The sequence below is a fragment of the Gracilibacillus xinjiangensis genome (assembly GCF_042651765.1).
GTDB classification, from domain to species: Bacteria; Bacillota; Bacilli; order Bacillales; family Amphibacillaceae; genus Gracilibacillus; species Gracilibacillus xinjiangensis.
Genome location: NZ_JBHSDT010000004.1, coordinates 587,455 through 609,439 on the forward strand (window position 1 = coordinate 587,455; position 21,985 = coordinate 609,439).

The following is a 21,985-nucleotide window of genomic DNA, read 5'->3' on the forward strand; positions in this document are numbered from 1 at the left end:
CACACCTTTTTTTGTATGTATTATTATCTATATTCTACCATAATTATAAGATAATAAGCTATGAACCAAAAGCTATATTATGTTAAGATAGATAATAAGATATTTTAATAAAGTTCGGGAGGGATTGCTGTATGTCATGGCAGGATACGTTAAAAAAATGGACGTCTTTTGCAACATTGGATGAAAAACTATTAGACCAGCTAAAAAAAGTAGCCGATAACGAAAAAGAATTGGAAGATTCTTTTTATAAAAATTTATCTTTTGGAACAGGTGGTATGAGAGGAATACTTGGACCTGGGACAAACCGGATGAATATATATACGGTTCGTAAAGCGGTAGAAGGTTTAAGTATATACATAGAGGAAAATGTTGCTCACGCTAAAGAGCGTGGTGTTGCCATAGCCTATGATTCTCGCTATATGTCAAAAGAATTTGCTGTTGAAGCGGCAAAAGTATTCGGTGCACATGGTATCAGGTCATACGTTTTTGAATCATTAAGACCAACACCACTGCTATCCTTTGCTGTGCGTTATTTGCATGCAGCAACAGGAATTATGATTACAGCAAGTCATAATCCGCCAGAATATAATGGATTTAAAGTATATAATGAAGATGGCGGGCAAGTACCTTTAAAAGAGGCTGCAGCTATTATAGATAGAGTGAACCAGATTGATAATGAACTGGAAATCGTTGTGAAAGAACAGATTGAGCTAGAGAATAGCGGTTTACTGGAATGGATCGGAGAAAAAGTAGATCGTGCTTATTTACATGCATTAAAAACCATTCAAAAACAAGATAACAATGATAATGATTTAACGATTGTTTTCACACCGCTGCATGGAACAGCACATGATCTGGTCATGCAAGGGCTGGAGCAAGTTGGTTTTGATAAAGTGCATGTAGTGAGAGAACAAGCAAAGCCTGACCCGGAATTTTCCACTGTTTCATCCCCAAATCCAGAAGAACATCAAGCGTTTGAAATGGCAATAGACCTTGGCAGAGAAGTGAATGCAGATATTTTGATCGGGACAGATCCAGATGCAGATAGATTAGGGATTGCCGTGAAAAATGATAATGGCGACTATCAGGTATTAACAGGTAATCAATTAGGGACATTATTATTAGATTATACATTGTCCTGCTTAGACGAACAGGAGAGGAAAAATGGTCAGTTAATAAAAACGATTGTAACTACCGAAATGGGGCGGGCAGTGGCTTCCTATTATGGTGTCCATACAATCGATACACTGACAGGTTTTAAGTTTATTGGTGAGAAAATTAAACAGTTTGAGACATCAGACGAGCGATTCCTGTTTGGTTATGAGGAAAGTTATGGTTATTTAATTGGTTCCTTTGTACGTGATAAAGATGCTGTTCAGGCAGCGATAGCAGCATGTGAGATGGCGAATAGCTGGAAGAAACAAGGGAAAACATTGTTACAAGCATTGAATACATTGTATGCTAAACATGGCTATTATTTAGAAGGAATGAAGTCACTTACACTGAAAGGGAAAGACGGCGCAGAGCAAATTGAGAAGATCATGGAAAATATTAGAGAGAATCCATTTACGACATTAGGCGGACTAAGAGTACAGGCAGTGGAAGACTATCAATCAAGCCTGAGAAAACGATTAGTTGAAGATCTTACAGAAGATATCCTGCTCCCAAAAGAAAATGTAATGAAATTTATTCTGGAAGATGAGGCATGGGTGTGTTTCCGCCCATCAGGTACAGAACCTAAAATTAAGAGTTACTTTGGTGTAAAAACAACTAGTGCAGAAGCAAGTGAAAGACTGCTTCGTACCATCCAGAAAGAAGTCGAACAGAGAATTAATCAGATCGTAAACGAAAATATGCTAATTTGACTTTTGTAAAAGTATAAATAAGAGAGCCTTTGCCGAACCTATGGTTATACAGGTGGTAAAAGGTTCTTTTCTGCTTATTGACAAAGTATTCAGAAAAGCTTATAGTTAGAGCATACATAAAGGGGAGTAGCTGTACAATTTATGTCGTCAATTCGAGGATTTTTCCTCCGGCATAATTGGCAACTTAGACGTTGTTAGCGAGACCTTTACCACTTGTGGTAAAGGTCTCGCTTTTTTGCGTCTTTTATCACTTGATGGGTCATTTTATAAAGAAGGAGATGTAAGTAGCGTGGAATTGCTTTTAGAGTATGGCTGGGTCTTATTAGTATTAATTGGTTTGGAGGGTATATTAGCAGCTGATAATGCATTAGTATTAGCAATTATGGTTAAACACCTTCCGGATGATCAACGGAAAAAAGCATTATTTTATGGTCTGGCAGGTGCATTTGTTCTGCGTTTCGGGTCTTTATTTGTTATTTCCTTTCTTGTTGATGTTTGGCAAGTGCAAGCAATCGGGGCAATATACTTATTATTTATCTCAGGAAAGCACTTGTATGACAAACTGCTGAAAAAACCAAAAGAAGAAGATGCAGCTGAAGGTGTAAAAGAAAAATCCGGAAGCGGCTTTTGGATGACCGTACTTAAAGTAGAATTTGCAGATTTAGCGTTTGCAGTCGATTCTATCCTTGCAGCTGTGGCATTAGCTGTAGCTCTGCCGCCAACTGGATTGGGGAATATCGGAAGCTTGGATACTGGACAATTTATCGTAGTGTTTGCTGGTGGATTAATTGGTTTAATTATTATGCGTTTCGCAGCGAATGTTTTCGTTAAATTACTACATGATCGACCAGGACTTGAAATAGCTGCATTTGCCATTGTCGGCTGGGTAGGTGTAAAACTAGCTGTAAGTGTTCTTGCACATGAAGACTTGCACATTTTAGACCATGATTTCGCACACTCATTGGCTTGGAAGTTAACGTTCTATATTGTATTAGTTGCAATTGCTGTTGCTGGATGGTTTCTGTCTGGTCCGAAAAAAGAAGAAGTAAATGCATCATAAGTGCAGGTAGTTGCTTCTCAATATCATCTTTTTTACAATTGAAATCTGAAAGGGTGATATTATGGCAATTCATACATTTGAATTAAAGGCATCATGGCAAGGTGGCAGAAATGAGGTTGGCAGGATAGAAGCAGGAAACTTAAAAACAGAGATTTCTATTCCGCCTGAAATGGATGGTCCCGGCATTGGAACAAATCCTGATGAAATGCTTCTGGGGGCTGCAGCTACATGTTATCTTATTACAGTGGCAGCGATGATCGAGCGGGCTAGATTACCGTTAGCACATATTTCTTTACAATCAAAAGGAGAAGTTGATGTAACCAACGGTATATATACCTATCTAAAAATTATCCATCAGCCACTAGTGAGACTGAAGCATGATGCAACAGAAAAAGATATGCAACAATTGAAGAAGATCGTACATGCTGCCGAGTCCTCTTGTATGATCTCAAGAGCAATAAAAGGAAATGTAGCAATTGAATTAGAAGAAGATCTGTCGTTTGAATAAATCAAAGCTTGGGTAAAGTAAATTACCCAGGCGTTTTTTTTGAGTTAAATTATGTAAGGTAAACATCTCTGTTGACAAAAGCATAGAATGAGAGTAACATATTCAAAGTATTTCTATCGGATTAAAGGAGGAAGTTTTAAATGGAGACATTATGGATATTAGTTAATATTGTTATTATGCTTGCATTTATAGGTATATTATTTTACATGCAAAAGAAGTATATATCATTTAGTAAGAGAGTTTTTGCTGGTTTAGGTTTAGGTATTTTATTAGGAGCATTTTTACAAATCGTCTATTCAGCAGATTCTAATATAGTTACAGTAACAACAGATTGGTTTAACATCTTAGGCCGCGGGTATGTTCGTTTACTAATGATGATTGTTATTCCGCTAATTTTAGTATCAATCATTCAATCCATTATTAACTTGGAGAAATCTTCCGAATTAGGAAAGATGTCAGCATGGATTATTGGTACATTGGTAGCAACAGCAATGATTGCTGCATTGGTTGGTGTTACAAGTGCTACGATTTTTGATTTGAATGCAGACCAAATTGAAATGGGGCAGGCAGAACAAGAACGAGGCCTGGCGTTAGAAGAAAGGCTAGGCACTGTTGAAGGTATGTCCACACCACAGAAGATTCTGGAGTTTATCCCATCTAACCCATTCTTAGATATGACAGGAGAGCGTGCTACATCAACGATTGCTGTAGTTATCTTTTCGATTATTGTCGGGATTGCTGTACTTGGACTAAGAAGAAAGCAACCAGAACAAGCGGAGAAATTTGTGGAAATGGTTAATGCCGTTTACGCAGTAGTTATGCGAATTGTAACACTTATTCTTCGATTAACACCATATGGTATTCTTGGTTTAATGGCGAATACAGTAGCACAAACAAATATCGGAGGAATTGTCGAATTAGGTAAATTTGTCGGTGCATCCTATGTTGCGTTAATTACAATGTTTATTATTCATTTAATTATTTTGGCGCTATTTGGCTTGAATCCTCTCACTTATGTACGCAAGGTACTGCCGGTATTAGGTTTTGCCTTTACATCAAGATCCAGTGCTGGTACGATTCCACTTACTATCCAAGTACAGAAAGAGAGCCTTGGTGTGCATAGTGGTACAGCGAACATGGCGGCATCATTTGGTGCAACAATTGGACAGAATGGGTGTGCAGGTATTTACCCTGCAATGTTAGCTGTAATGATCGCACCAACACAAGGGATTGATCCATTATCACCTGGTTTCTTACTTTCATTAGTAGTAATCATTGGTATCAGTTCATTTGGGGTTGCTGGTGTCGGTGGTGGAGCTACATTTGCTGCACTGATTGTCCTTTCATCAATGAATTTACCTGTTGCATTAGCAGGTCTGCTTATCACAGTAGAGCCATTGATCGATATGGGCCGGACAGCATTAAATGTGAATGACTCGATTCTGTCAGGTACAGTAACTTCGAAAATAATGAAGAAATTAAATATCAAAAGATATAATGATAAAGAAGCAATTAATAAAGATATTGCGTTATAATAAACAGAAATAAATAATTTAAAATAAACCGAACGATTAAATCGTTCGGTTTATTTGCCTTTTTGCCTTTCCCCATATGCTTCCAGAGGGAAGAAAGGTCTTTTACTGGCGTCTCTTTACTTTCTCCATCGTTAAGTAAAAAGCAGGCAGGAGCAGTAATGTTAAGGTAGTGGAGAAAATCAGGCCTGCTACAATAGATACTGCTAACGGCTTAAACAGGACATCACCAGTAAAGATAATTGGTGCTAATGCGGCAATAGACGTTAATGTCGTTAAAATGATTGGACGCAACCTGGCTCTCCCCGCAGCATAAATGGCATCATTGATTGATATCGCATCTTTTTTCTTATTTTGTTCAATAAATTCGATAATTAATATCGAATTACGTACAACAATACCTGATAAGGAGACAATTCCCAGTACTGCTAAGAAACTAAGTGGCTGGCCGCTAATAAAGAGTCCAATGACAGCCCCTGTGACAGCAAGGAAAACAGTGCCTGTAATAAGTAATGGTGTTAATAGTGAATTAAACTGTATTGCTAATGTTACATAGATTAAAAACAGGACAATGATGAAAAGCTTAGCAACTTCTGCAAAGAAATCCGACTCTGCACTTGACTCGCCATCCTTTATCAATTGGTAGTCTGAAGGAAGCCCATTCTTTATTTCCGCCAAAATGCTTTCTGTATCGTTAGCAAAATCAGCTGATGAATCATTTTCATATACAGATATTGTCACCGTTCTTTTTCCGTTCAGATGAGTAATTGCGGCAATCTGTTCTTCTGTATTTACCGTTATAAACTGATCAAAACGATAAATTTCCGGCATCCCTTCATCAGAGACAGCAACCGTCGATAACTGATCCAGCCCTATCCCGTTCTCGGTTCCTTCATCTATTTTTAATTCCAATGGGACACGATCTCCGCCAAGGTCCATTTCATTTATTGGAAACCCTGTATTCGCTAATTGCAATGTTTTCTTAACTTGGTTAACAGATATCCCGTTTTCGGCTAAGAAGTCTCTGTCTATTTCATAAGTCTGGACAGGTTGACCGGAACCGGTATTGGCTGTTGCCAATTCAACCGATTCCAACGCATTTAACTTTTCCAGCAGTTTCGTTGATGAATCGAGCAGTACTTCAAGTTCCGGCCCTTGTATTTTTACTTCCAGACTTGGAGATGGAGGAGGGCCTGAAATAATTGTCTCTAAAAAGATCTCTCCATTAGAAAACTTCTCACGAAGCTCGGATTCATAGTCTTCGATAAACTGTGATGCAGAGTATTTATCTCGATTTACACGAAAAACGATTTGTCCTGTATGCTCACCTGATCTTGTTAAGCTGGAATTAAAGATATTCGGTACCCCGCTGCCAGTATAGCGAGCAGCTTCTGTTACATATTCCTCATGATCGAGGATATATGATTCAATGGCATAGAGTTGCTCATCGGTGTCCTCTATTTTCGTTCCTTCATCTAAAGTTAATGATAAGGTTACCTCTTCCCGATCTGCAGCAGGGAAAAATTCAAAGGGTACTTTTACAGCTAAAGAAAGTAATAAGATACAAACAATTGTGCCGCTAATTACTGACAACCATGGTTTTTTGATCATTACAGGTATGACAACATCAGAATAAAAACTTTCCAGCCAGCGAAACAGCCCTGTTAGAAGACCTACTCTGCGCTTTTTCGTTCGCTGCAGCTTAAGTTGTCTCGTGTATTGAATGGTTGGTATCACTGTTAACGCAATAATGGTGGAAGCAATGATTGTACTCATTAAAGCAATTGGCAATGCTCTGATAAATTCCCCATTACTGCCTGACAGGAATGTTAATGGAAAAAAACTAAAGACAATCAGCAGGGTGGAAGTAATGATGGAAATCCCTACTTCTTTCACGCCTCGTTTTGCCCCATCTAAAGGATTGTCCCCAAGCTGGTATCTTCTCGTTATATTGTCATTGACGACAATGGCATCATCAACAAGAATACCAATTGCCACAATAATACCGATAATGGAAATCTGGTTCAGGTCAACACCACTGTAAGGCAGTGGAATTAACCCAATGATAATGGATATAGGAATTGCTAAGCCAACTACAATAGCTGAAGAAATTGGCAGGCCTAATACCATAATGACAATGACTGCAATGAACGATATCGCTAGAGATACTAATAAGCTGTTATATACCTCTTTAATAATATTGCTTTGGGAATAAAACTGATCAACAAAGACATTGTCTGGTAAATTTTCAGAAAGCAACGCAACTTTTTGGTTTATTTGATTTTGTAAGCTCGTTACATTGACTCCATCCTCAGCATAAACAGTTATGGATACAGCTGGTTCGTTTCCGTATGTAATAATGTCTGTGAGTGGTTCTGATTCTGCTGATATCGTACTAATCTCTGATAAGTAAATGGAATGGTTGTCTTCACTTGATGGAAGGAATAGACTACGTAACTTTTCCATATCATCTGGTTCAGAAAGATTCAGTAAGTAATTTTGGTCATTTGTAGAGTCTGTACCGAGTGCTGCAGGGCTAAACTCTGCGGAAATGGCTTCGATCACTTGATCAGGCTGAATTCTTTCCTCTTCTAACCGTTCCCCATCAAGGGAAATAACTACTTTTTGTTCTGGTAATCCTTTTATTTCTACACTATCTACTCCATTCGTTTCTGTTAATGACTCTTCCCATTCCTTGATTTCTTCACGTAATGAAAGAAGAGCAGAACGGTCATCACTCAATAGATGATAGGTAGCAACACTCGAATTAACTAAATCTGTGGTGACTTCCGGGATCATTACTTCATCAGGAAACTTTTTTTGTACATTTTGCACACGTTGTCTTATGGTTGAGTATACAGTGTCCGCATCCCTGCTATTATCTAACGTAATAGTTACAGTGGAGAAGCCGTTGGTGGATGCAGAAGTTACTTGATCTATTCCCGCTATTTCAAGTAGTTCTTCTTCCAATGGATTTGTAACCATTTGTTCCACAACTTCAGGGTTTGCGCCAGGATAAACGGTTGAAACAGATGCGATATTCTGACTGATTTCTGGTATGTCCCTTTTTGGTATTTGTATGTATGTAAATATTCCGATTGTAATAAGTAATACAAGGAAAATCCAGATTATTTTTTTATATTTAAATAACGTTTCCATTCATCCACCTCTTTCCTATTATCTATAGTATTATTATCTTCTTCTATACCCTGTTAAGCAACAAATATTCCATGTGATAACATCGTTTGGACAGAGCATTACCCTTGACATCTCTATTAGAAAAATTATTCTGAATACAGAAGGAGGAATATAAAATGATAAAACAATTAGAAAAGTATGCAGATTTAGCTTTACAAACAGGTGTAAATTTACAAGAAGGACAGGGTTTACTCCTCCAGGCGCCTATTGAGGCAATCGGATTCGTTCGTATTGTCGTGAAAAAGGCTTATGAAATGGGTGCGAAAAATGTCCATGTAGAATGGAAGGACGATGAACTCTCCTATTTAAAAATGAAACATGCACCAATGGATGTTTTAGAAACTTTCCCCGAATGGCGCAAAGACGCGATGACAAGTATGGTGAAAGACGGCTATGCTGTACTAAACATATATGGGGAAAATCCCGATCTATTACAAGATATTGATGGAAAAAGGATGTCAGCAGTAACGAAAGCAAGTTCAACAGCATTGAAAGAATATCGCGATTATATGATGAATGACCGTGCCCGCTGGTCTATCGTTGGATATCCAACAAAGGAGTGGGCTGTTAAGATATTCCCGGAACATGCCCCTGATGATGCGAAAGAAAAGTTATGGCAGGAGATTTTCCGAATTGCCCGCATAGATAAAGAAGATCCAATTAAAGCATGGGAAGAACATAACCAAACATTGAAAAATGCACGCGAATACTTAAATGAAAAGAAATATGCAAAGCTTCATTTTACAGCAGAAGGAACGGATTTAACGATTGGGTTGCCGAAAGGGCATATTTGGCATGGCGGATCAGCGACAGCAGCAGATGGTGTGATTTTTAATCCGAATATCCCGACAGAAGAAGTTTTTACAATGCCGCATAAATATGAAGTAAATGGTACGGTAACAAGTACGAAACCATTAAGCTTTCAAGGGAAATTAATTGAAAACTTCACCCTAACCTTTAAAGACGGAAAAGTAGTCGACTATACATGTGAAAAAGGAGAAGATGCTTTAAAAAACCTGCTGGAAGCAGACGAAGATGGTGCTTCCCGTTTAGGTGAAGTGGCTCTTGTACCACATGAATCGCCAGTATCGCAAGCGGATATTATTTTCTTTAACACATTGTTTGATGAAAATGCTTCTTGCCATATTGCGCTTGGTAAGGCATATCCGACAAATATTGCGGGTGGCTCAAATATGGATGAAGAGACGATGGATGCACAGGGTGTAAATGACAGTATCGTCCATGAAGACTTTATGATTGGATCAGAGAAAATGAATATCGATGGTATAACAGCTTCTGGTGAAAGGGAAGCAATATTCCGTAATGGGACATGGGCAGTAAAATGGTAAACTAATCAGGCGAAGCTGACAAACACAGAAGATAAAATGGCAAGGAAACAAATCGTATTATTGTTACAATCCATTTACGCAGCGCTTACAATCGAATAACAATCTCCATATTCTGTTTTTATCATGATTGATTCCGGGTATGAGGAAAGAGAGTTAATGTAATTTAGTCGGGATGTTATCTTCCATTCTATTAAACCGGATGGCATCATGATAAAAAAAGGGAGAGCGAGAAGATGCAACGAGAAGCGTATTTTGATAATGCCAAACTCCTTTTTATTTTCCTTGTTGTGTTTGGTCATTTGATTCAGCCATTGAAACAAGATATTGCTGTAATAAATGCACTGTATCAAACGATTTACTTAGTGCATATGCCTGTATTCATTCTAATCAGCGGCTTCTTTGCTAAAGGGGCCAGTGACAAAGGGTACCTGTTGAAATTAGCTAAAAGAATACTGTTTCCTTATTTCTTATTTCATATTTTCTATTCTGTATACTTTCTCGTAATAGGAAGAAGTGATTGGGATTCTAGTCTTTTTGATCCTCACTGGGGATTATGGTTTTTGGTTAGTTTATTCAGTTGGCATTTATTATTGATTTTTTATAAGAAACTCCCGCCGATTGCAGGTATTTCTATCGCTTTTACTGTTGGAATTCTAATTGGATATGTTCCATTTATCGGAGAACCGTTTAGTTTATCGAGAACATTTGTCTTTTTTCCATTTTTCCTTATTGGTTACTGGATAAAGAAAGAACAGATTTTCTATTGGAAAAGGGATGCTGTCAGGTGGGGTTCAGCGATTATTTTATTGACTGTCTTTCTAGTAAGCTATGTAACTCCTGAAATTTCAGCTCAATGGTTATTCGGATCTGTTTCCTATAAAGGGCTGGATATGGCGGTTTATGGAGGACTTGTGCGCATAGCTCTATATATGCTGGCAATTATCATGGTCTTTGCACTGTTAACATTAGTGCCAAGGAAAAGTTATTCCTTTACCCATCTCGGCCAGCAGACGATGTACGTTTATTTACTTCATGGAATCATTATTCAATATGCACGTCAAGCGAACTTACTTCAATTGGATCACAATCTAGATACGATCGGTTTAGCGGTTATTTCTGTAGCGATTGTTTGGTTTCTATCATCCAAATGGGTCATTACTTTTACCGAGCCAATGGTTGAAGGAAAAGCAGACAGATTACAGATATGGTTAGATGAAAGAGAGAAACAATACACCTATAAAGAAAAGTCATCATAAGTTGATGACTTTTCTTTACGTGTATCTTCTAAGTATATGATCAACGGAAGCACCATAGCTTTCACCAAATAGATTGAGATGGAGAAGCAAGTAGAATAATTGATAAAGTGGTTTGATTTCGTCATAATAGTCTGGCAGTGGATAGAAGTGCTGATAGCTTTTATAAAAATCGGAAGGGAATCCTCCGAACAGTTCAGTGAAGGCAATTTCAAATGCATGATCACCATAGACGATAGATGGATCGATCAAATATGGCAGACCATTATGACCCGTAATCCAGTTTCCTCCCCATAAATCACCATGCAGAAGGGAAACACGAGGATATTTAGGAATATATTGATCAATTCTCTGTAACAGCTTCTCGAAATGTTCCCGGCGCTCCATTGTTATCGTCCCTTTGTTGATGCCTATTTCCAGTTGGGGCTGCAAACGTTTCTCTCTGTAATAGGTGAGCCAATCATCATAAAAGTCATTCGGTTGCGTTATTTCACCGACAAATGTTGACCCATGCATGCCATATTGTGGGGATGTTTCAGTTAAGTGAAGTTGTGCTAACTGCTCGCCTAACAAATGCCCGGTAGCTTTAGATTTTTCCCCTTCGATCCATTCCATGATTAGATACTTTTCTTCACCAAATGAGACGTTATCGTAAGAATATACTTTGGGAACACGTATCGTATTTGTCCTCCGAATATGTTCCAATCCTTCTGCTTCTTTTTGAAAGAAATCGGCAGGGACATCCTGGTTCTTTTTCACAAAATATTCTCTTGTTTCTGTTCTAACATAAAACGCCTGGTTAATATCACCACCCGAGACCGGTTTCATTTCCTTTATATTCGTATTGTCACCAATCTTCTTAAGCCTTGCTTGCATTGTTTTCACTCCTTTGCACAAAGTATAGCATGACGTATGCGAAATTTTCATGTATAATAGGCAACGTTTGAGAGAAAGAGGTGTAAATAAATTATGCAAAGAGAACATTGGGCTTCTCGACTTGGATTTATGTTAGCTGCAATGGGGTCTGCTGTTGGTTTAGGGAACATTTGGCGTTTTTCCTATGTAGCTGGTGAAAATGGTGGAGGAGCATTTCTTGTTTTATATATGATAAGTGTTCTGGTAATTGGAATTCCGCTATTGTTAGTGGAAGTTAGTATTGGCAGGAAGGCTCAGCAGGACATCGTCGGTTCTTATAAAAAACTTGTCCCAGGAAAACCTTGGTTTATGGTTGGTTATTTTGGTGTTCTGGCAACACTGTTAATTTTGAGCTTCTATAGTGTTGTAGCAGGCTGGTCGCTTTATTATTTATGGGGCTACCTGACAGGTGACTTGGTACAAATGCCTGCGGAAGGCTATGGAGCAACATTTGATGCATTTATAACCGAAGATTATGGACCAATATTCTGGCATGGGTTATTTATGATTATTACCATGCTGATTGTATTAGTCGGGGTTAAAAACGGAATAGAGCTTGCTAACAAAATATTGATGCCAGTATTAGCATTATTAATGGTAGGGTTAGCAGTATATTCTGTAACACTTCCTGGCGCTGTTGATGGACTTGCCTTTTTGTTTCAGCCGGATTGGTCTGTCTTAAAAGATCCGACTGTTTACTTCTCCGCAATGGGACAGGCATTTTTCTCACTTAGTCTAGGTATTGGTACAATGATGACATATGGGAGCTATTTATCCAAATCGCAAAAACTTCCAGGTGCGGTTGCAGGGATTGGTGTGATGGACACATTATTTGCTGTCATTTCCGGTGTGGTTATTTTTCCGGCGGTTTTTGCTTTTGGTATTGACCCTAGTTCAGGTCCGACACTTGTTTTCATCACATTACCGGAAATCTTTTATCAGATGAGTTTTGGGCATGTTATTGCAATTATATTCTTTACAGCATTATGTTTTGCTGCAATTTCTTCCTCTATTTCTTTACTGGAGGTCCCTGTAGCCTATTTAATGCGTGCAGCGAAAATGCCGCGGAAATCAGCTTCTTTGCTAGTCAGTTTTGTTGTCTTTATTTCCGGTGTGACCGTATCATTAGGAATGGGCAAGTGGAGTGGAATTACACCAATTGGTGACAGGAACATTCTCGATTCCATGGATTATATTGCTTCGAACATCCTGATGCCGGTTTGCGGGCTATCGATGGCATTATTAGTTGGCTGGTATTTTAACAAAAGCGATGCACTGCATGCATCAGATTTATCTAATAGCAAAATTGGCGATGCCTGGTATATGCTCATCAAGTTTGTTGCCCCAATCCTTATCCTAATTATTTTCTTAAATGAACTAGTAAATGTATAATGGATAGTAAATAATCAGGAGGAATGGAGAATGGCAATTACAGATAAGCAAATTTTAAAAAAGATTATCCTGGAATGTGAACAAGCATTACAAAACGGAAAAACACGAGAGCATGCAAAGGCTGTTCAAACATTGGCTGACTTATTGTTAGATAGTGGGGAACAACAAGGAAACAAAAGTAGTTCCGTTAACCAGATTACAGAGAATGAATGGCGCCAAATGGTTGGAAACAAACCGATCAAGCAAACAGAAAAAGTGGAGCTGGACGAAGATACTGGTGGTTCTTTACTCGATTTTTAAGGGGAGTCGATAAAAATGAAGATATTCTTATTGTTGGGAATTATTAATGGGTTTCTTGCAGTGGCATTAGGTGCATTTGGTGCACATGGGCTTGAAGGCAGACTGTCAGAGAAAATGCTTGCGACATGGGAAAAAGCAGTACAATATCAAATGTTCCATACAGTAGCATTACTTGCTGCAGGTCTTCTAATGCAAAAAATAACTGCAGCAAGTATCACTTCTGCAGGCTGGTTCTTTTTTGCCGGAATTCTATTATTCTCAGGCAGTCTTTATATTTATTCAACAACTGCGATCAAAACATTTGCCATGATCACACCAATCGGTGGACTTGCTTTCTTAATTGGCTGGGTATTATTAGGATATGCGGTCATTAAATTTATTTAAAGATAAAGAAAGCAGCAACAATTAAAATACCGATCCCGCGCAGGAATTGCATGGAGAAGGAATAGTTGTCCTTCTTTTTGTAGGCCTGTATTGCTTCTAATAGAAGTACCGTTGAGATAAAAAGAAATGAGCAGTAAATGATAGGAGCAGATTGTGTTTGCCATCCAACGAAGAGGATGGAGAGTGCAATGATTAACAGGGATGTTTCTATATCACTTATTGCAGCTTTTTGCTTCATCGTTTCTCGCCTCCAATAAATAAAGGAAAAGCACAAGGGAAAACTTGTGCTTTTTTCTGTTTTAATTAAGTAATAATTCAACGTTCTGGTTAGCGCGGGGAAAAATTCACCATTTGCTGCTGCTGGTTAAACGGATAGTCATACTCAATTTCTTCATCAAATGTAATATAATCTAAGTAGACCATAAGTAAAATGTAACGTTTGTTTGTTTCAGGGTCACTCAGGATAATATGGTCACGGCCTGCTGCTTCGATAATTCCTTTAAAGACTTTTGCATTCCAGCGCTCATTGTTTTCAAACGTCATATAAACTGTTGCACGCTTCCCTTTGTTCAGGCGGAGAATGTTCTCAATATAAGACTGCTCGACAGGTAACATACCAGGAACATCAGATACATTTGGCTGGGCTTGCATTTGACCTTGTAATGGACTTTGCATCGGCATCTGTGGTTGTGTCTGGTAATATGGCTGTTGATACCCGCCTTGTGTACCCATGCCATAATAGCTCTGTGGATTATATGTCATTCCAGCTCCTTGTTGGTGTCTCACTTGGTTTTGCTCTTGACTCATCTTCTCAATCTCCTCTCTTGTTCCAAAAATGATCGTGCTTTTCCATTTTCCTACTAGTCATATTTATGCGCAGAATATAACATTCATGCATGAAAAATTAGCTGAGTGTTTTGATAAATGGTGTGTGGGATTTTCAGGAGAACCAGATGTGTTTATAAGCAACAAAAAAACACACGCAGATAACGTGTGCTTTGCTGATACTTTTTTAAATGTATAAAAATGCTGGTATTTCCTCTGTTGGTAATAGATTGCCGACATAAAATGGGCCGAATTCACCGTAACGTGCACTAACAACATCAAAGCGCATTTCGTAGACGATTTTCTTCAATTGAAGGACGTCTTTGGCGAATAGGGTTACACTCCATTCCCAATCATCGAATCCCATCGAACCTGTAATGATTTGTTTTACTTGGCCTGCGTATTTGCGGCCTGTAAGACTGTGCTCATACATTAATTCCCGGCGTTCTGCAAATGGGAGCATGTACCAGTTATCATTCCCCTCACGACGCTTGTCCATTGGGTAGAAACAGATATGTTCCCAGTTCGGTAATTTTGGTTTTAATCGTGCGCGGACACCCGGGTTTTCTTCGGGATTTTCGCCTTCTTTAGACATATATTTCGACAATTCCACAACAGATACGTAAGAATAGCTTGGTTTAGTGAATTCAGCAAATTTGGATTTATTAAAACGAAGCTCGATTTCACCTAATTCTTTCATTGTTGGTCTTAAGATCATTAGCAGGATATCAGCTTTCTGCCCCATAATGGAATAGAAGGCATGGCTTCCTTCCCGAGCTTCAGCGACATCTTCCCATGAAGTAAGCATATCTTGCAATTCTTTCACTGCTTGTTCACGTTCCTGCTCTGTTGCTTGTTTCCATTTTGGCCAATCAATTGTTCGAAGATCGTGTAAACAATACCAACCATCCATTGTTTCTACTGCTTCTGGCATGATGATCTCTCCTTTTCCATGTATCTTACGTTTAATATAACATAATTGGGGAAAAATACGCACAAGATAGGTTGACGGAAATCGGCTAAGTTTGTCAAAAATTTGAACAAAGAAAAAAATTTTATGCTAAAACGCATTCATTTAAGCTTTTGCTTTTATTATTACACAAAATGGCGTAGTATATAATACAGATGAAAAATTTGGAGGGTTTGTCAATGAGCGATTTATTTACTGATGTGAAGAATAGTTTAACTGGAAGCTCAAGAAAGATCGTATTTCCTGAAGGTTTGGATGAGAGAATACTGGAAGCGGCAAGCCGTTTATCTCAGGAAGGTTTAGTGCAACCTGTATTAGTCGGTGAGGACGGTAAAATAGAACAGAGAGCAACGGAATTAGGATTGGATATTTCAGGTGTTACCATAATTAATCCAGCTGCTTATGGAGATTTTGAACAAATGGTAACAGCGTTTGTTGAGCGCCGAAAAGGAAAAGCGACAGATGAAGAGGCTCGCAAGTTTTTACTGGATGAAAACTATTTTGGAACAATGCTTGTATATATGGGCAAAGCAGATGGCTTAGTAAGTGGGGCAGCACACTCTACTGCAGATACGGTAAGACCAGCATTGCAAATCATTAAAACAAAAGAAGGCGTGAAAAAGACGTCTGGTGTTTTCATTATGGTACGTGGAGAAGAAAAGTATGTTTTTGCAGATTGTGCAATTAATATCTCTCCAGACAGCCAGGATCTAGCAGAAATTGCTGTATCAAGTGCAGAAACAGCACAATTGTTTAATATGGAGCCGCGTGTGGCAATGTTAAGTTTTTCAACAAAAGGTTCTGCTAAATCACCAGAGACAGAAAAAGTTGCCGAAGCAGTTACTGCAGCGAAAACCTTCGCGCCAGATCTTGTTGTAGATGGAGAATTCCAATTTGATGCAGCAATTGTCCCATCTGTCGCAGAGAAAAAAGCGCCAGATTCTGTGATCAAAGGTGATACGAATGTGTTTGTTTTCCCAAGTCTTGAAGCAGGAAATATTGGTTACAAAATCGCTCAGCGTTTAGGTGGATTCGATGCGGTAGGTCCGATCTTACAAGGATTGAACAAACCAGTTAATGATTTATCTCGTGGCTGCAGTGCAGATGATGCCTACAAATTAGCCCTGATTACAGCGGCACAAGCACAGTGAGTTTTATACTCGCTGTGTTTTTTTGTGGTATAATCAGCATAAAAAAGGGAAAGGAGTCCATCATTTGATCCCCGTAAAGCAACTGCAATATGAAGCCCTCTTAGCACATCTCCCTAAAGCCCATCCCTTGTACAGCAGAATTTATGATCACTATGGATTGTTCGAAGCCGGGAATTATGGTGAAAACTCGATCGATTATTATGTGGATGTCGCTGGATTAGATGACTTTCATCTATTGAAAGGATTACGTATGAGAGATAGGCAGAATTTTCAAATCGACAGACTCATTGTTACCAATCGATTTATATTGTTGTTAGAAATCAAGAATATTACTGGTTCCCTATATTTTGATCATCAAGCCCATCAACTTTTTCGGGAAACGGATGAGAGTAAGGACGTTTTTCCGGATCCGTTGCTGCAAGTGAATATACAAGCAGCACAATTGCGTCGAATTCTTCTTAAGCATCGATTCAGACTTCCCCCAATTATTACAGCATGTGTTTTCGTGCACCCCAAGGCACGACTGCTGCTCCACGATTATCCTGACCATTCGCAAATCTTAACAAGCATGGCACTTCCATCCTATTTGCAAAAGATAACAAAGCAATTCTCACCAGTTCTTTCTATCGAGGAAATGGAGCGGATAATTGAATTTCTCAAGTCTAATCACGAAGAGGCAACAATTGATATACTAGAAAAATATCAGATTTTGTGGGAAGATTTAATGAAAGGGGTATACTGTCCCAGCTGTTTGCAATACACAATGATTCGTAAGCGGAGACGGTGGGAATGCAACAGGTGCGGGGTACGAAGCAGTGATGCCCATCTCGCTCACCTTTTTGAACTTGCTCTGTTAACAGGAAACCGGATTACTAATCAATTAGCGAGAGAATTTTTACAAGTGGATTCTGCCGATATGATGAAAAAATTACTCGCAAAAGAACCTTTTATTAAAATTGGCAGAACTAAAGGCGCGTATTATCAGCATAGTGATTTGATGGATAGGATGCGATGACCGGATTAGTGACGAGCATGACCGGATAATTAAGTCTAACGACCGGAAAATGCTGTCAGACGACCGGATTATCTCTTGTAATGACCGGAAAACCAGACTGAACGACCGGATTATCACCAAAGGAGGTGCGCCAACTATGATCCAAATCGAGCAGCTTATCATGCATCGGATGAAAATGCCGCTGAAGCACCCGTTTACGAACAGCCGGAGAACGATCGATGAGAAAGACTTCTATATTATTGAACTCGTAGATCAGGCAGGTAACCGCGGCTATGGCGAGACCGTCGCATTTGACACACCATGGTATACAGAGGAGACCACAACAACCGTACGCTACATAATGGAACACGAGCTTGCCCCGATCCTGGCCACACCATTCGACCACCCATCTTCTTTTATCAAAAGATGTCAGCCCGTCCGGCGGCATCAGATGGCGAAAGCGGCAGTGGAAGGTGCGATTTGGGATTTGTACGCCAAGCAGCATGACGTACCATTATATAAGGCGATCGGCGGGACGAACTCGCAAGTCCCAGTAGGAGCAGCAATAGGGATGAAAGAGGATATCCCGACATTGATTGAAGCAATACAGCGGGAGATTGATCATGGCTATAAACGAATAAAGCTGAAGATAAAGCCAGGAAGGGATCTGCAAATATTAGATGCTGTCCGCAGTGAATTTCCCGACATTCTGTTGATGGCAGATGCTAATTCTGCATACACATTAGACGATCTCGATCATATCAAGCAGTTTGATCAGTTTGATTTAATGATGATTGAGCAGCCTTTGGCCCATGACGATTTTGTGGATCATGCTATTTTACAAAAAGAAATAAGAACACCAATCTGCCTTGATGAAAGCATCCATACATTATCTGATGTGAAAACAGCAATCGCCCTCCATAGTTGTCAAATCATTAGTGTGAAATTAGGAAAAGCAGGAGGATTCAGCCAGGCAAAGCGGATTCACGATTTATGTGCGGAAAACAATATCCAAGTATGGTGTGGCGGGATGCTGGAAGCAGGAGTCGGGAGAGCACAAAGTCTTGCGCTCGCAACATTACCAAACTTTACCCTCCCGGCAGATCCAGGTGCATCCAATCGATACTGGCATCAAGATATCATTAATCCGGAGGTCGAAATAAACAATGGCATCATTACATTACCGGATAAACCAGGAATCGGGTACGATATAGATGAGGAAGCGCTTCAATTTTACCGGACAGAACGAAAAAGCATTCCGATTACTTGAATGCTTTTTCGTTTCGCTCGACCATCTGTTTCATCCTCTTCTCAAAAACAGGCAGCTCCTCTTCTGTTATATCCAGCTCATACCATTTGCCAATCAGTGCTAACACGCGCTCTTTCGCATCCGCAACAGTTAGTGGAGCGCCAGTCAAATCAGCCAATGACCGCATCGTCTCAGGATCTACAACCGGATAATCAAACCGTGTATCTTTAATCGCCTGACCATGCAAATAGAATTGACGTACGAAATCAGCACGGGCTTGTCCATTTCCCTCAATACATAGATAGATCTGTACAGCAATCCCATTCTTCACCCGGCGTTGCGAAATCCCGGCAAATTTTTTCCCGCCAATACTCAAATCATAGTCTCCTGGACAATACGAACCAGCAACCTCAAATGCCTCAATCTGATCTGTTACATCATGGTACATCTCCTGCACAAATGCTGTCATTAACTCATAACCGGAATGGATTCCCATCTCACTCGAATCAGGCAGAATCAGCGAGAAGTTCAACACACCACCATCAAGCACAACCGCAAGCCCGCCAGAATTCCGGACAACCACATCAAACCCCTCTTTTTCTAAAAAAGCAACAGCCTCCGCAATATTCGGCAAGCGACTGTCAAGAATTCCAAGTACAACCGTATGATCATGCACCCAGAATCTGATCGCTGCCGTATCATCCGTTCGGCCAATACTTTCACACAACGTATCATCCACCGCAAAAGAAGCCATTGCTGTTCCGAGTATAGCAGGATCACTATGATCAATCATCCGGATCTCTTTCCCGTCAAAAAAATGATGCCAATCTTTCATTTTGCTCCCCCGTCCATTTTTCTTTCCCTTAGATTTATATTATACTAATACTAAGAAAAAAGAGGAAGGTATTTGTCATGGCATATAAAGATGAAAAGTTACATGAGGAGAAAGTATTCAAAGACCCTGTCCACCGCTATGTACATGTAAGGGACCGTGTTATTTGGGATTTGATTGGTACTAAAGAGTTTCAAAGACTGAGAAGGATCAAGCAGCTTGGGACAAGCAATTTAACCTTTCACGGTGCAGAACATAGCCGATTCAATCATTCATTAGGGGTATATGAAATTGTGAGACGTATTCTTATCAATTTTGCAGACAGATCCAATTGGAATAAGGAAGAACGTTTATTATGTTTATGTGCCGCATTGCTTCATGATCTAGGGCATGGTCCATTTTCCCATTCATTTGAGAAAGTGTTTAAATTGGATCATGAAGATTATACAAAGGCAATTATTCTGGGGGATACGGAAGTTAATCAGGTATTATTGCGTGTTGGACCAGAATTCCCTCAAAAAGTTGCGGATGTTATTAATAAAACGTATAAGGACAAGCTTGTTGTCAGCCTTATCTCCAGTCAAATTGATGCCGACCGGATGGATTACCTGCAGCGGGATGCATATTTTACAGGGGTGAGTTACGGCCATTTTGATATGGAGCGAATATTACGAGTAATGCGGCCATACGAGGACCAAGTAGTGATAAAGGAATCTGGTATGCATGCTGTGGAAGATTATATTATGAGCCGCTACCAGATGTACTGGCAAGTATATTTTCATCCTGTGACAAGAAGTGCTGAGGTTATTCTGACAAAGATACTGCATCGGGTAAAAGCATTATATGAAGATGGCTACACATTTAAAATGGAGCCGACGCATTTCATTTCTTTCTTTGAAGAGAAAGTTTCATTAGATGATTATATACGTTTGGATGAAGCAGTGGTATACTATTATTTTCAAATGTGGGCAGAGGAAGATGATTTGCTTTTAAGAGATCTTGCCTACCGTTTTATTAATCGGAAACTATTTAAATATGTGGAGTTTAATCCAAATTTACAAATGAAAGAATGGATGGAATTATATCAATTATTTAATAAAATTGGTTTAGATCCTGATTATTATTTAGTGGTAGATTCTTCTTCAGACTTGCCATACGATTTTTACAGACCAGGAGAAGAAGAAGAGCGGTTACCGATTCATTTACTTTTGCCGAATCGGGAATTACGTGAACTTTCCAGACAATCGGATATTGTGGAAGCAATTTCTGGTAAGAAAAGAACAGATCACAAATTATATTATCCTCGAGATGTTATCCTGCAATTAAGTGATGATCGTCCGGAGAAAAAGAGAATCTTTGAAATACTATATCAATCAGAATAGAAAATAGGGGTGTTATCATTGTTAGACAATCATGCGAAATTAGTCAAGGTGATTGCTTCATCTGCCGGGATTGTTGGACGGAAAAAGCTGCAGAAGATTATTTATATTATGAAAAAGCTTGGCTATCCTTTTGAAGAGAAGTATACCTTTCACTTTTACGGTCCGTATTCAGAAGAGTTAAGTTTACGGATGGAAGAATTGACGAACTTAGGATTCGTGTCTGAAATTAAAGAACAAAAGAGTAATTATTATCAATATCGTTATCAAGTAACAGAACAAGGGGAGGATTTTTTAACCCATTCTCCTGCACAAATGCCGGACGTTGATGAAGTAGTTAACCAAATGAAAGAAAGAAGCTCCCGTTTCCTGGAGTTAGTAGCAACAATGCTGTATTTTGAAGATTTGTCGAAAGAGGAAGTGGAAGCGAAAGTGCAAGAGGTAAAGAAAAAATCGAACTATACACAAGAAGATATGCAGGAAGCATGGCAATTTATTCATACATTAAGCAATTAGTAATGCAACAGAAAAAGACGATAGCTCCCGATATTAATGGATGGGTTGCTATCGTCCTTTTTCTTGTATTACCTGATCAAGCTTATCTTCTATACGTTGCAATTGTTCTTTTCTCCCAAATTTCCGGGACAGTGCGACAATGAAGATCACAATGAATGTGAGGAATGCAATAAAGCTGATTAAGGCAAAGAGCATATCACCAATTCGAAACCCGCCAATGGAAGCATACAGTTCCAGAAACATTGTTAATCACATCCTTTTCTACATAATACCATAAATGGGAATTTGATGGTAATGGTCAGAACAGAATAAT

General features: G+C 39.1%; 21 protein-coding genes. 14 read left to right on the plus strand and 7 right to left on the minus strand.

Features of this window, described 5'->3' with window-relative positions; genetic code table 11:
• Positions 1-131 precede the first annotated feature (131 nt).
• The 4 genes from ACFOY7_RS06955 (at position 132) to ACFOY7_RS06970 (ending at position 4,968) form a co-directional block, all read left to right on the plus strand.
• A complete protein-coding gene (locus tag ACFOY7_RS06955) occupies positions 132-1,865 on the plus strand; it encodes a phospho-sugar mutase (RefSeq protein WP_390250747.1) in 1,734 nt (577 codons plus the stop codon).
• Between the two features lie 130 nt (positions 1,866-1,995).
• On the plus strand, positions 1,996-2,925 hold the full coding sequence (locus tag ACFOY7_RS06960) for a TerC family protein (RefSeq protein WP_417398448.1): 930 nt from the start codon (positions 1,996-1,998) through the stop codon (positions 2,923-2,925).
• A 61-nt stretch (positions 2,926-2,986) separates the two neighbouring features.
• Positions 2,987-3,433, plus strand: a complete 447-nt coding sequence (locus tag ACFOY7_RS06965; protein ID WP_390250750.1) for an OsmC family protein — start codon at positions 2,987-2,989, stop codon at positions 3,431-3,433.
• A gap of 140 nt (positions 3,434-3,573) precedes the next feature.
• On the plus strand, positions 3,574-4,968 hold the full coding sequence (locus tag ACFOY7_RS06970; protein WP_390250752.1) for an L-cystine transporter: 1,395 nt from the start codon (positions 3,574-3,576) through the stop codon (positions 4,966-4,968).
• Positions 4,969-5,070: 102 nt separating this feature from the next.
• Here the strand turns inward: ACFOY7_RS06970 and ACFOY7_RS06975 are convergent, their stop codons facing one another.
• Positions 5,071-8,124 (minus strand): efflux RND transporter permease subunit, encoded by a 3,054-nt coding sequence (locus ACFOY7_RS06975; protein WP_390250755.1) that lies wholly within the window; start codon positions 8,122-8,124, stop codon positions 5,071-5,073.
• 155 nt (positions 8,125-8,279) lie between these two features.
• On the opposite strand from ACFOY7_RS06975, the gene ACFOY7_RS06980 reads away from it, so the two are divergent.
• A complete protein-coding gene (locus ACFOY7_RS06980) occupies positions 8,280-9,512 on the plus strand; it encodes an aminopeptidase (RefSeq protein ID WP_390250757.1) in 1,233 nt (410 codons plus the stop codon).
• 233 nt (positions 9,513-9,745) lie between these two features.
• Positions 9,746-10,768, plus strand: coding sequence for an acyltransferase family protein (locus ACFOY7_RS06985; protein WP_390250758.1), 1,023 nt, complete (start codon positions 9,746-9,748; stop codon positions 10,766-10,768).
• 15 nt (positions 10,769-10,783) lie between these two features.
• Here the strand turns inward: ACFOY7_RS06985 and ACFOY7_RS06990 are convergent, their stop codons facing one another.
• Positions 10,784-11,641 carry a fructosamine kinase family protein gene (locus ACFOY7_RS06990; RefSeq protein ID WP_390250760.1) on the minus strand — a complete coding sequence of 286 codons (858 nt, stop codon included), beginning with the start codon at positions 11,639-11,641 and terminating at the stop codon, positions 10,784-10,786.
• A gap of 93 nt (positions 11,642-11,734) precedes the next feature.
• Between ACFOY7_RS06990 and ACFOY7_RS06995 the strand changes: the two genes are divergently transcribed.
• The 3 genes from ACFOY7_RS06995 to ACFOY7_RS07005 are packed head-to-tail and all read left to right on the plus strand — an operon-like array spanning position 11,735 to position 13,756.
• Complete coding sequence (locus tag ACFOY7_RS06995) at positions 11,735-13,072, plus strand: sodium-dependent transporter (protein WP_390250762.1); 1,338 nt, start codon at positions 11,735-11,737, stop codon at positions 13,070-13,072.
• 30 nt (positions 13,073-13,102) lie between these two features.
• Complete coding sequence (locus ACFOY7_RS07000; protein WP_390250764.1) at positions 13,103-13,372, plus strand: DUF5327 family protein; 270 nt, start codon at positions 13,103-13,105, stop codon at positions 13,370-13,372.
• 15 nt (positions 13,373-13,387) lie between these two features.
• Positions 13,388-13,756 carry a DUF423 domain-containing protein gene (locus tag ACFOY7_RS07005; protein WP_390250766.1) on the plus strand — a complete coding sequence of 123 codons (369 nt, stop codon included), beginning with the start codon at positions 13,388-13,390 and terminating at the stop codon, positions 13,754-13,756.
• Here the strand turns inward: ACFOY7_RS07005 and ACFOY7_RS07010 are convergent.
• From ACFOY7_RS07010 to hemQ, 3 genes are all read right to left on the minus strand, one after another.
• Positions 13,749-13,994, minus strand: coding sequence for a hypothetical protein (locus tag ACFOY7_RS07010; RefSeq protein WP_390250768.1), 246 nt, complete (start codon positions 13,992-13,994; stop codon positions 13,749-13,751). The genes ACFOY7_RS07005 and ACFOY7_RS07010 overlap by 8 nt on opposite strands.
• Positions 13,995-14,083: 89 nt before the next feature.
• The gene (gerQ, locus tag ACFOY7_RS07015; protein WP_390250770.1) at positions 14,084-14,563 is read right to left on the minus strand and encodes a spore coat protein GerQ; all 480 of its coding nucleotides are present in this window, start codon (positions 14,561-14,563) and stop codon (positions 14,084-14,086) included.
• Between the two features lie 205 nt (positions 14,564-14,768).
• Positions 14,769-15,515 (minus strand): hydrogen peroxide-dependent heme synthase, encoded by a 747-nt coding sequence (hemQ, locus tag ACFOY7_RS07020; RefSeq protein WP_390250772.1) that lies wholly within the window; start codon positions 15,513-15,515, stop codon positions 14,769-14,771.
• A 215-nt stretch (positions 15,516-15,730) separates the two neighbouring features.
• Here hemQ and pta point away from each other — a divergent pair, with 215 nt between their 5' ends.
• The 3 genes from pta (at position 15,731) to menC (ending at position 18,966) form a co-directional block, all read left to right on the plus strand.
• Complete coding sequence (gene pta, locus ACFOY7_RS07025) at positions 15,731-16,702, plus strand: phosphate acetyltransferase (RefSeq protein ID WP_390250774.1); 972 nt, start codon at positions 15,731-15,733, stop codon at positions 16,700-16,702.
• A 64-nt stretch (positions 16,703-16,766) separates the two neighbouring features.
• Positions 16,767-17,717 carry an NERD domain-containing protein gene (locus ACFOY7_RS07030; RefSeq protein ID WP_390250776.1) on the plus strand — a complete coding sequence of 317 codons (951 nt, stop codon included), beginning with the start codon at positions 16,767-16,769 and terminating at the stop codon, positions 17,715-17,717.
• Positions 17,718-17,853: 136 nt separating this feature from the next.
• Positions 17,854-18,966, plus strand: a complete 1,113-nt coding sequence (menC, locus tag ACFOY7_RS07035) for an o-succinylbenzoate synthase (protein ID WP_390250779.1) — start codon at positions 17,854-17,856, stop codon at positions 18,964-18,966.
• Here the strand turns inward: menC and ACFOY7_RS07040 are convergent.
• Positions 18,959-19,780 carry a lipoate--protein ligase family protein gene (locus ACFOY7_RS07040; RefSeq protein WP_390250782.1) on the minus strand — a complete coding sequence of 274 codons (822 nt, stop codon included), beginning with the start codon at positions 19,778-19,780 and terminating at the stop codon, positions 18,959-18,961. The two genes, menC and ACFOY7_RS07040, sit on opposite strands and share 8 nt — an antisense overlap.
• A gap of 77 nt (positions 19,781-19,857) precedes the next feature.
• Between ACFOY7_RS07040 and ACFOY7_RS07045 the strand changes: the two genes are divergently transcribed.
• Both ACFOY7_RS07045 and ACFOY7_RS07050 read left to right on the plus strand, forming a co-directional pair.
• Positions 19,858-21,159 carry an HD domain-containing protein gene (locus ACFOY7_RS07045; protein WP_390250784.1) on the plus strand — a complete coding sequence of 434 codons (1,302 nt, stop codon included), beginning with the start codon at positions 19,858-19,860 and terminating at the stop codon, positions 21,157-21,159.
• 18 nt (positions 21,160-21,177) lie between these two features.
• A complete protein-coding gene (locus ACFOY7_RS07050; RefSeq protein ID WP_390250787.1) occupies positions 21,178-21,672 on the plus strand; it encodes a YwgA family protein in 495 nt (164 codons plus the stop codon).
• A gap of 48 nt (positions 21,673-21,720) precedes the next feature.
• Here ACFOY7_RS07050 and ACFOY7_RS07055 read toward each other — a convergent pair whose 3' ends face one another.
• The gene (locus ACFOY7_RS07055; RefSeq protein ID WP_390250789.1) at positions 21,721-21,915 is read right to left on the minus strand and encodes a DUF4083 domain-containing protein; all 195 of its coding nucleotides are present in this window, start codon (positions 21,913-21,915) and stop codon (positions 21,721-21,723) included.
• Positions 21,916-21,985: the final 70 nt, after the last annotated feature.

What these genes read in the sequence shown, in the direction of transcription:
- ACFOY7_RS06980 (WP_390250757.1), top strand. Translation starts at nt 8,280, where the DNA reads ATGATAAAACAATTAGAAAAGTATGCAGATTTAGCTTTACAAACAGGT.
- ACFOY7_RS07010 (WP_390250768.1), bottom strand. Translation starts at nt 13,994, where the DNA reads ATGAAGCAAAAAGCTGCAATAAGTGATATAGAAACATCCCTGTTAATC.
- pta (WP_390250774.1), top strand. Translation starts at nt 15,731, where the DNA reads ATGAGCGATTTATTTACTGATGTGAAGAATAGTTTAACTGGAAGCTCA.
- ACFOY7_RS06965 (WP_390250750.1), top strand. Translation starts at nt 2,987, where the DNA reads ATGGCAATTCATACATTTGAATTAAAGGCATCATGGCAAGGTGGCAGA.
- ACFOY7_RS07040 (WP_390250782.1), bottom strand. Translation starts at nt 19,780, where the DNA reads ATGAAAGATTGGCATCATTTTTTTGACGGGAAAGAGATCCGGATGATT.
- ACFOY7_RS06970 (WP_390250752.1), top strand. Translation starts at nt 3,574, where the DNA reads ATGGAGACATTATGGATATTAGTTAATATTGTTATTATGCTTGCATTT.
- ACFOY7_RS07005 (WP_390250766.1), top strand. Translation starts at nt 13,388, where the DNA reads ATGAAGATATTCTTATTGTTGGGAATTATTAATGGGTTTCTTGCAGTG.
- ACFOY7_RS06955 (WP_390250747.1), top strand. Translation starts at nt 132, where the DNA reads ATGTCATGGCAGGATACGTTAAAAAAATGGACGTCTTTTGCAACATTG.
- hemQ (WP_390250772.1), bottom strand. Translation starts at nt 15,515, where the DNA reads ATGCCAGAAGCAGTAGAAACAATGGATGGTTGGTATTGTTTACACGAT.
- ACFOY7_RS07055 (WP_390250789.1), bottom strand. Translation starts at nt 21,915, where the DNA reads ATGTTTCTGGAACTGTATGCTTCCATTGGCGGGTTTCGAATTGGTGAT.
- ACFOY7_RS06995 (WP_390250762.1), top strand. Translation starts at nt 11,735, where the DNA reads ATGCAAAGAGAACATTGGGCTTCTCGACTTGGATTTATGTTAGCTGCA.
- ACFOY7_RS06975 (WP_390250755.1), bottom strand. Translation starts at nt 8,124, where the DNA reads ATGGAAACGTTATTTAAATATAAAAAAATAATCTGGATTTTCCTTGTA.
- gerQ (WP_390250770.1), bottom strand. Translation starts at nt 14,563, where the DNA reads ATGAGTCAAGAGCAAAACCAAGTGAGACACCAACAAGGAGCTGGAATG.
- ACFOY7_RS06990 (WP_390250760.1), bottom strand. Translation starts at nt 11,641, where the DNA reads ATGCAAGCAAGGCTTAAGAAGATTGGTGACAATACGAATATAAAGGAA.
- menC (WP_390250779.1), top strand. Translation starts at nt 17,854, where the DNA reads ATGATCCAAATCGAGCAGCTTATCATGCATCGGATGAAAATGCCGCTG.
- ACFOY7_RS07000 (WP_390250764.1), top strand. Translation starts at nt 13,103, where the DNA reads ATGGCAATTACAGATAAGCAAATTTTAAAAAAGATTATCCTGGAATGT.
- ACFOY7_RS06985 (WP_390250758.1), top strand. Translation starts at nt 9,746, where the DNA reads ATGCAACGAGAAGCGTATTTTGATAATGCCAAACTCCTTTTTATTTTC.
- ACFOY7_RS07045 (WP_390250784.1), top strand. Translation starts at nt 19,858, where the DNA reads ATGGCATATAAAGATGAAAAGTTACATGAGGAGAAAGTATTCAAAGAC.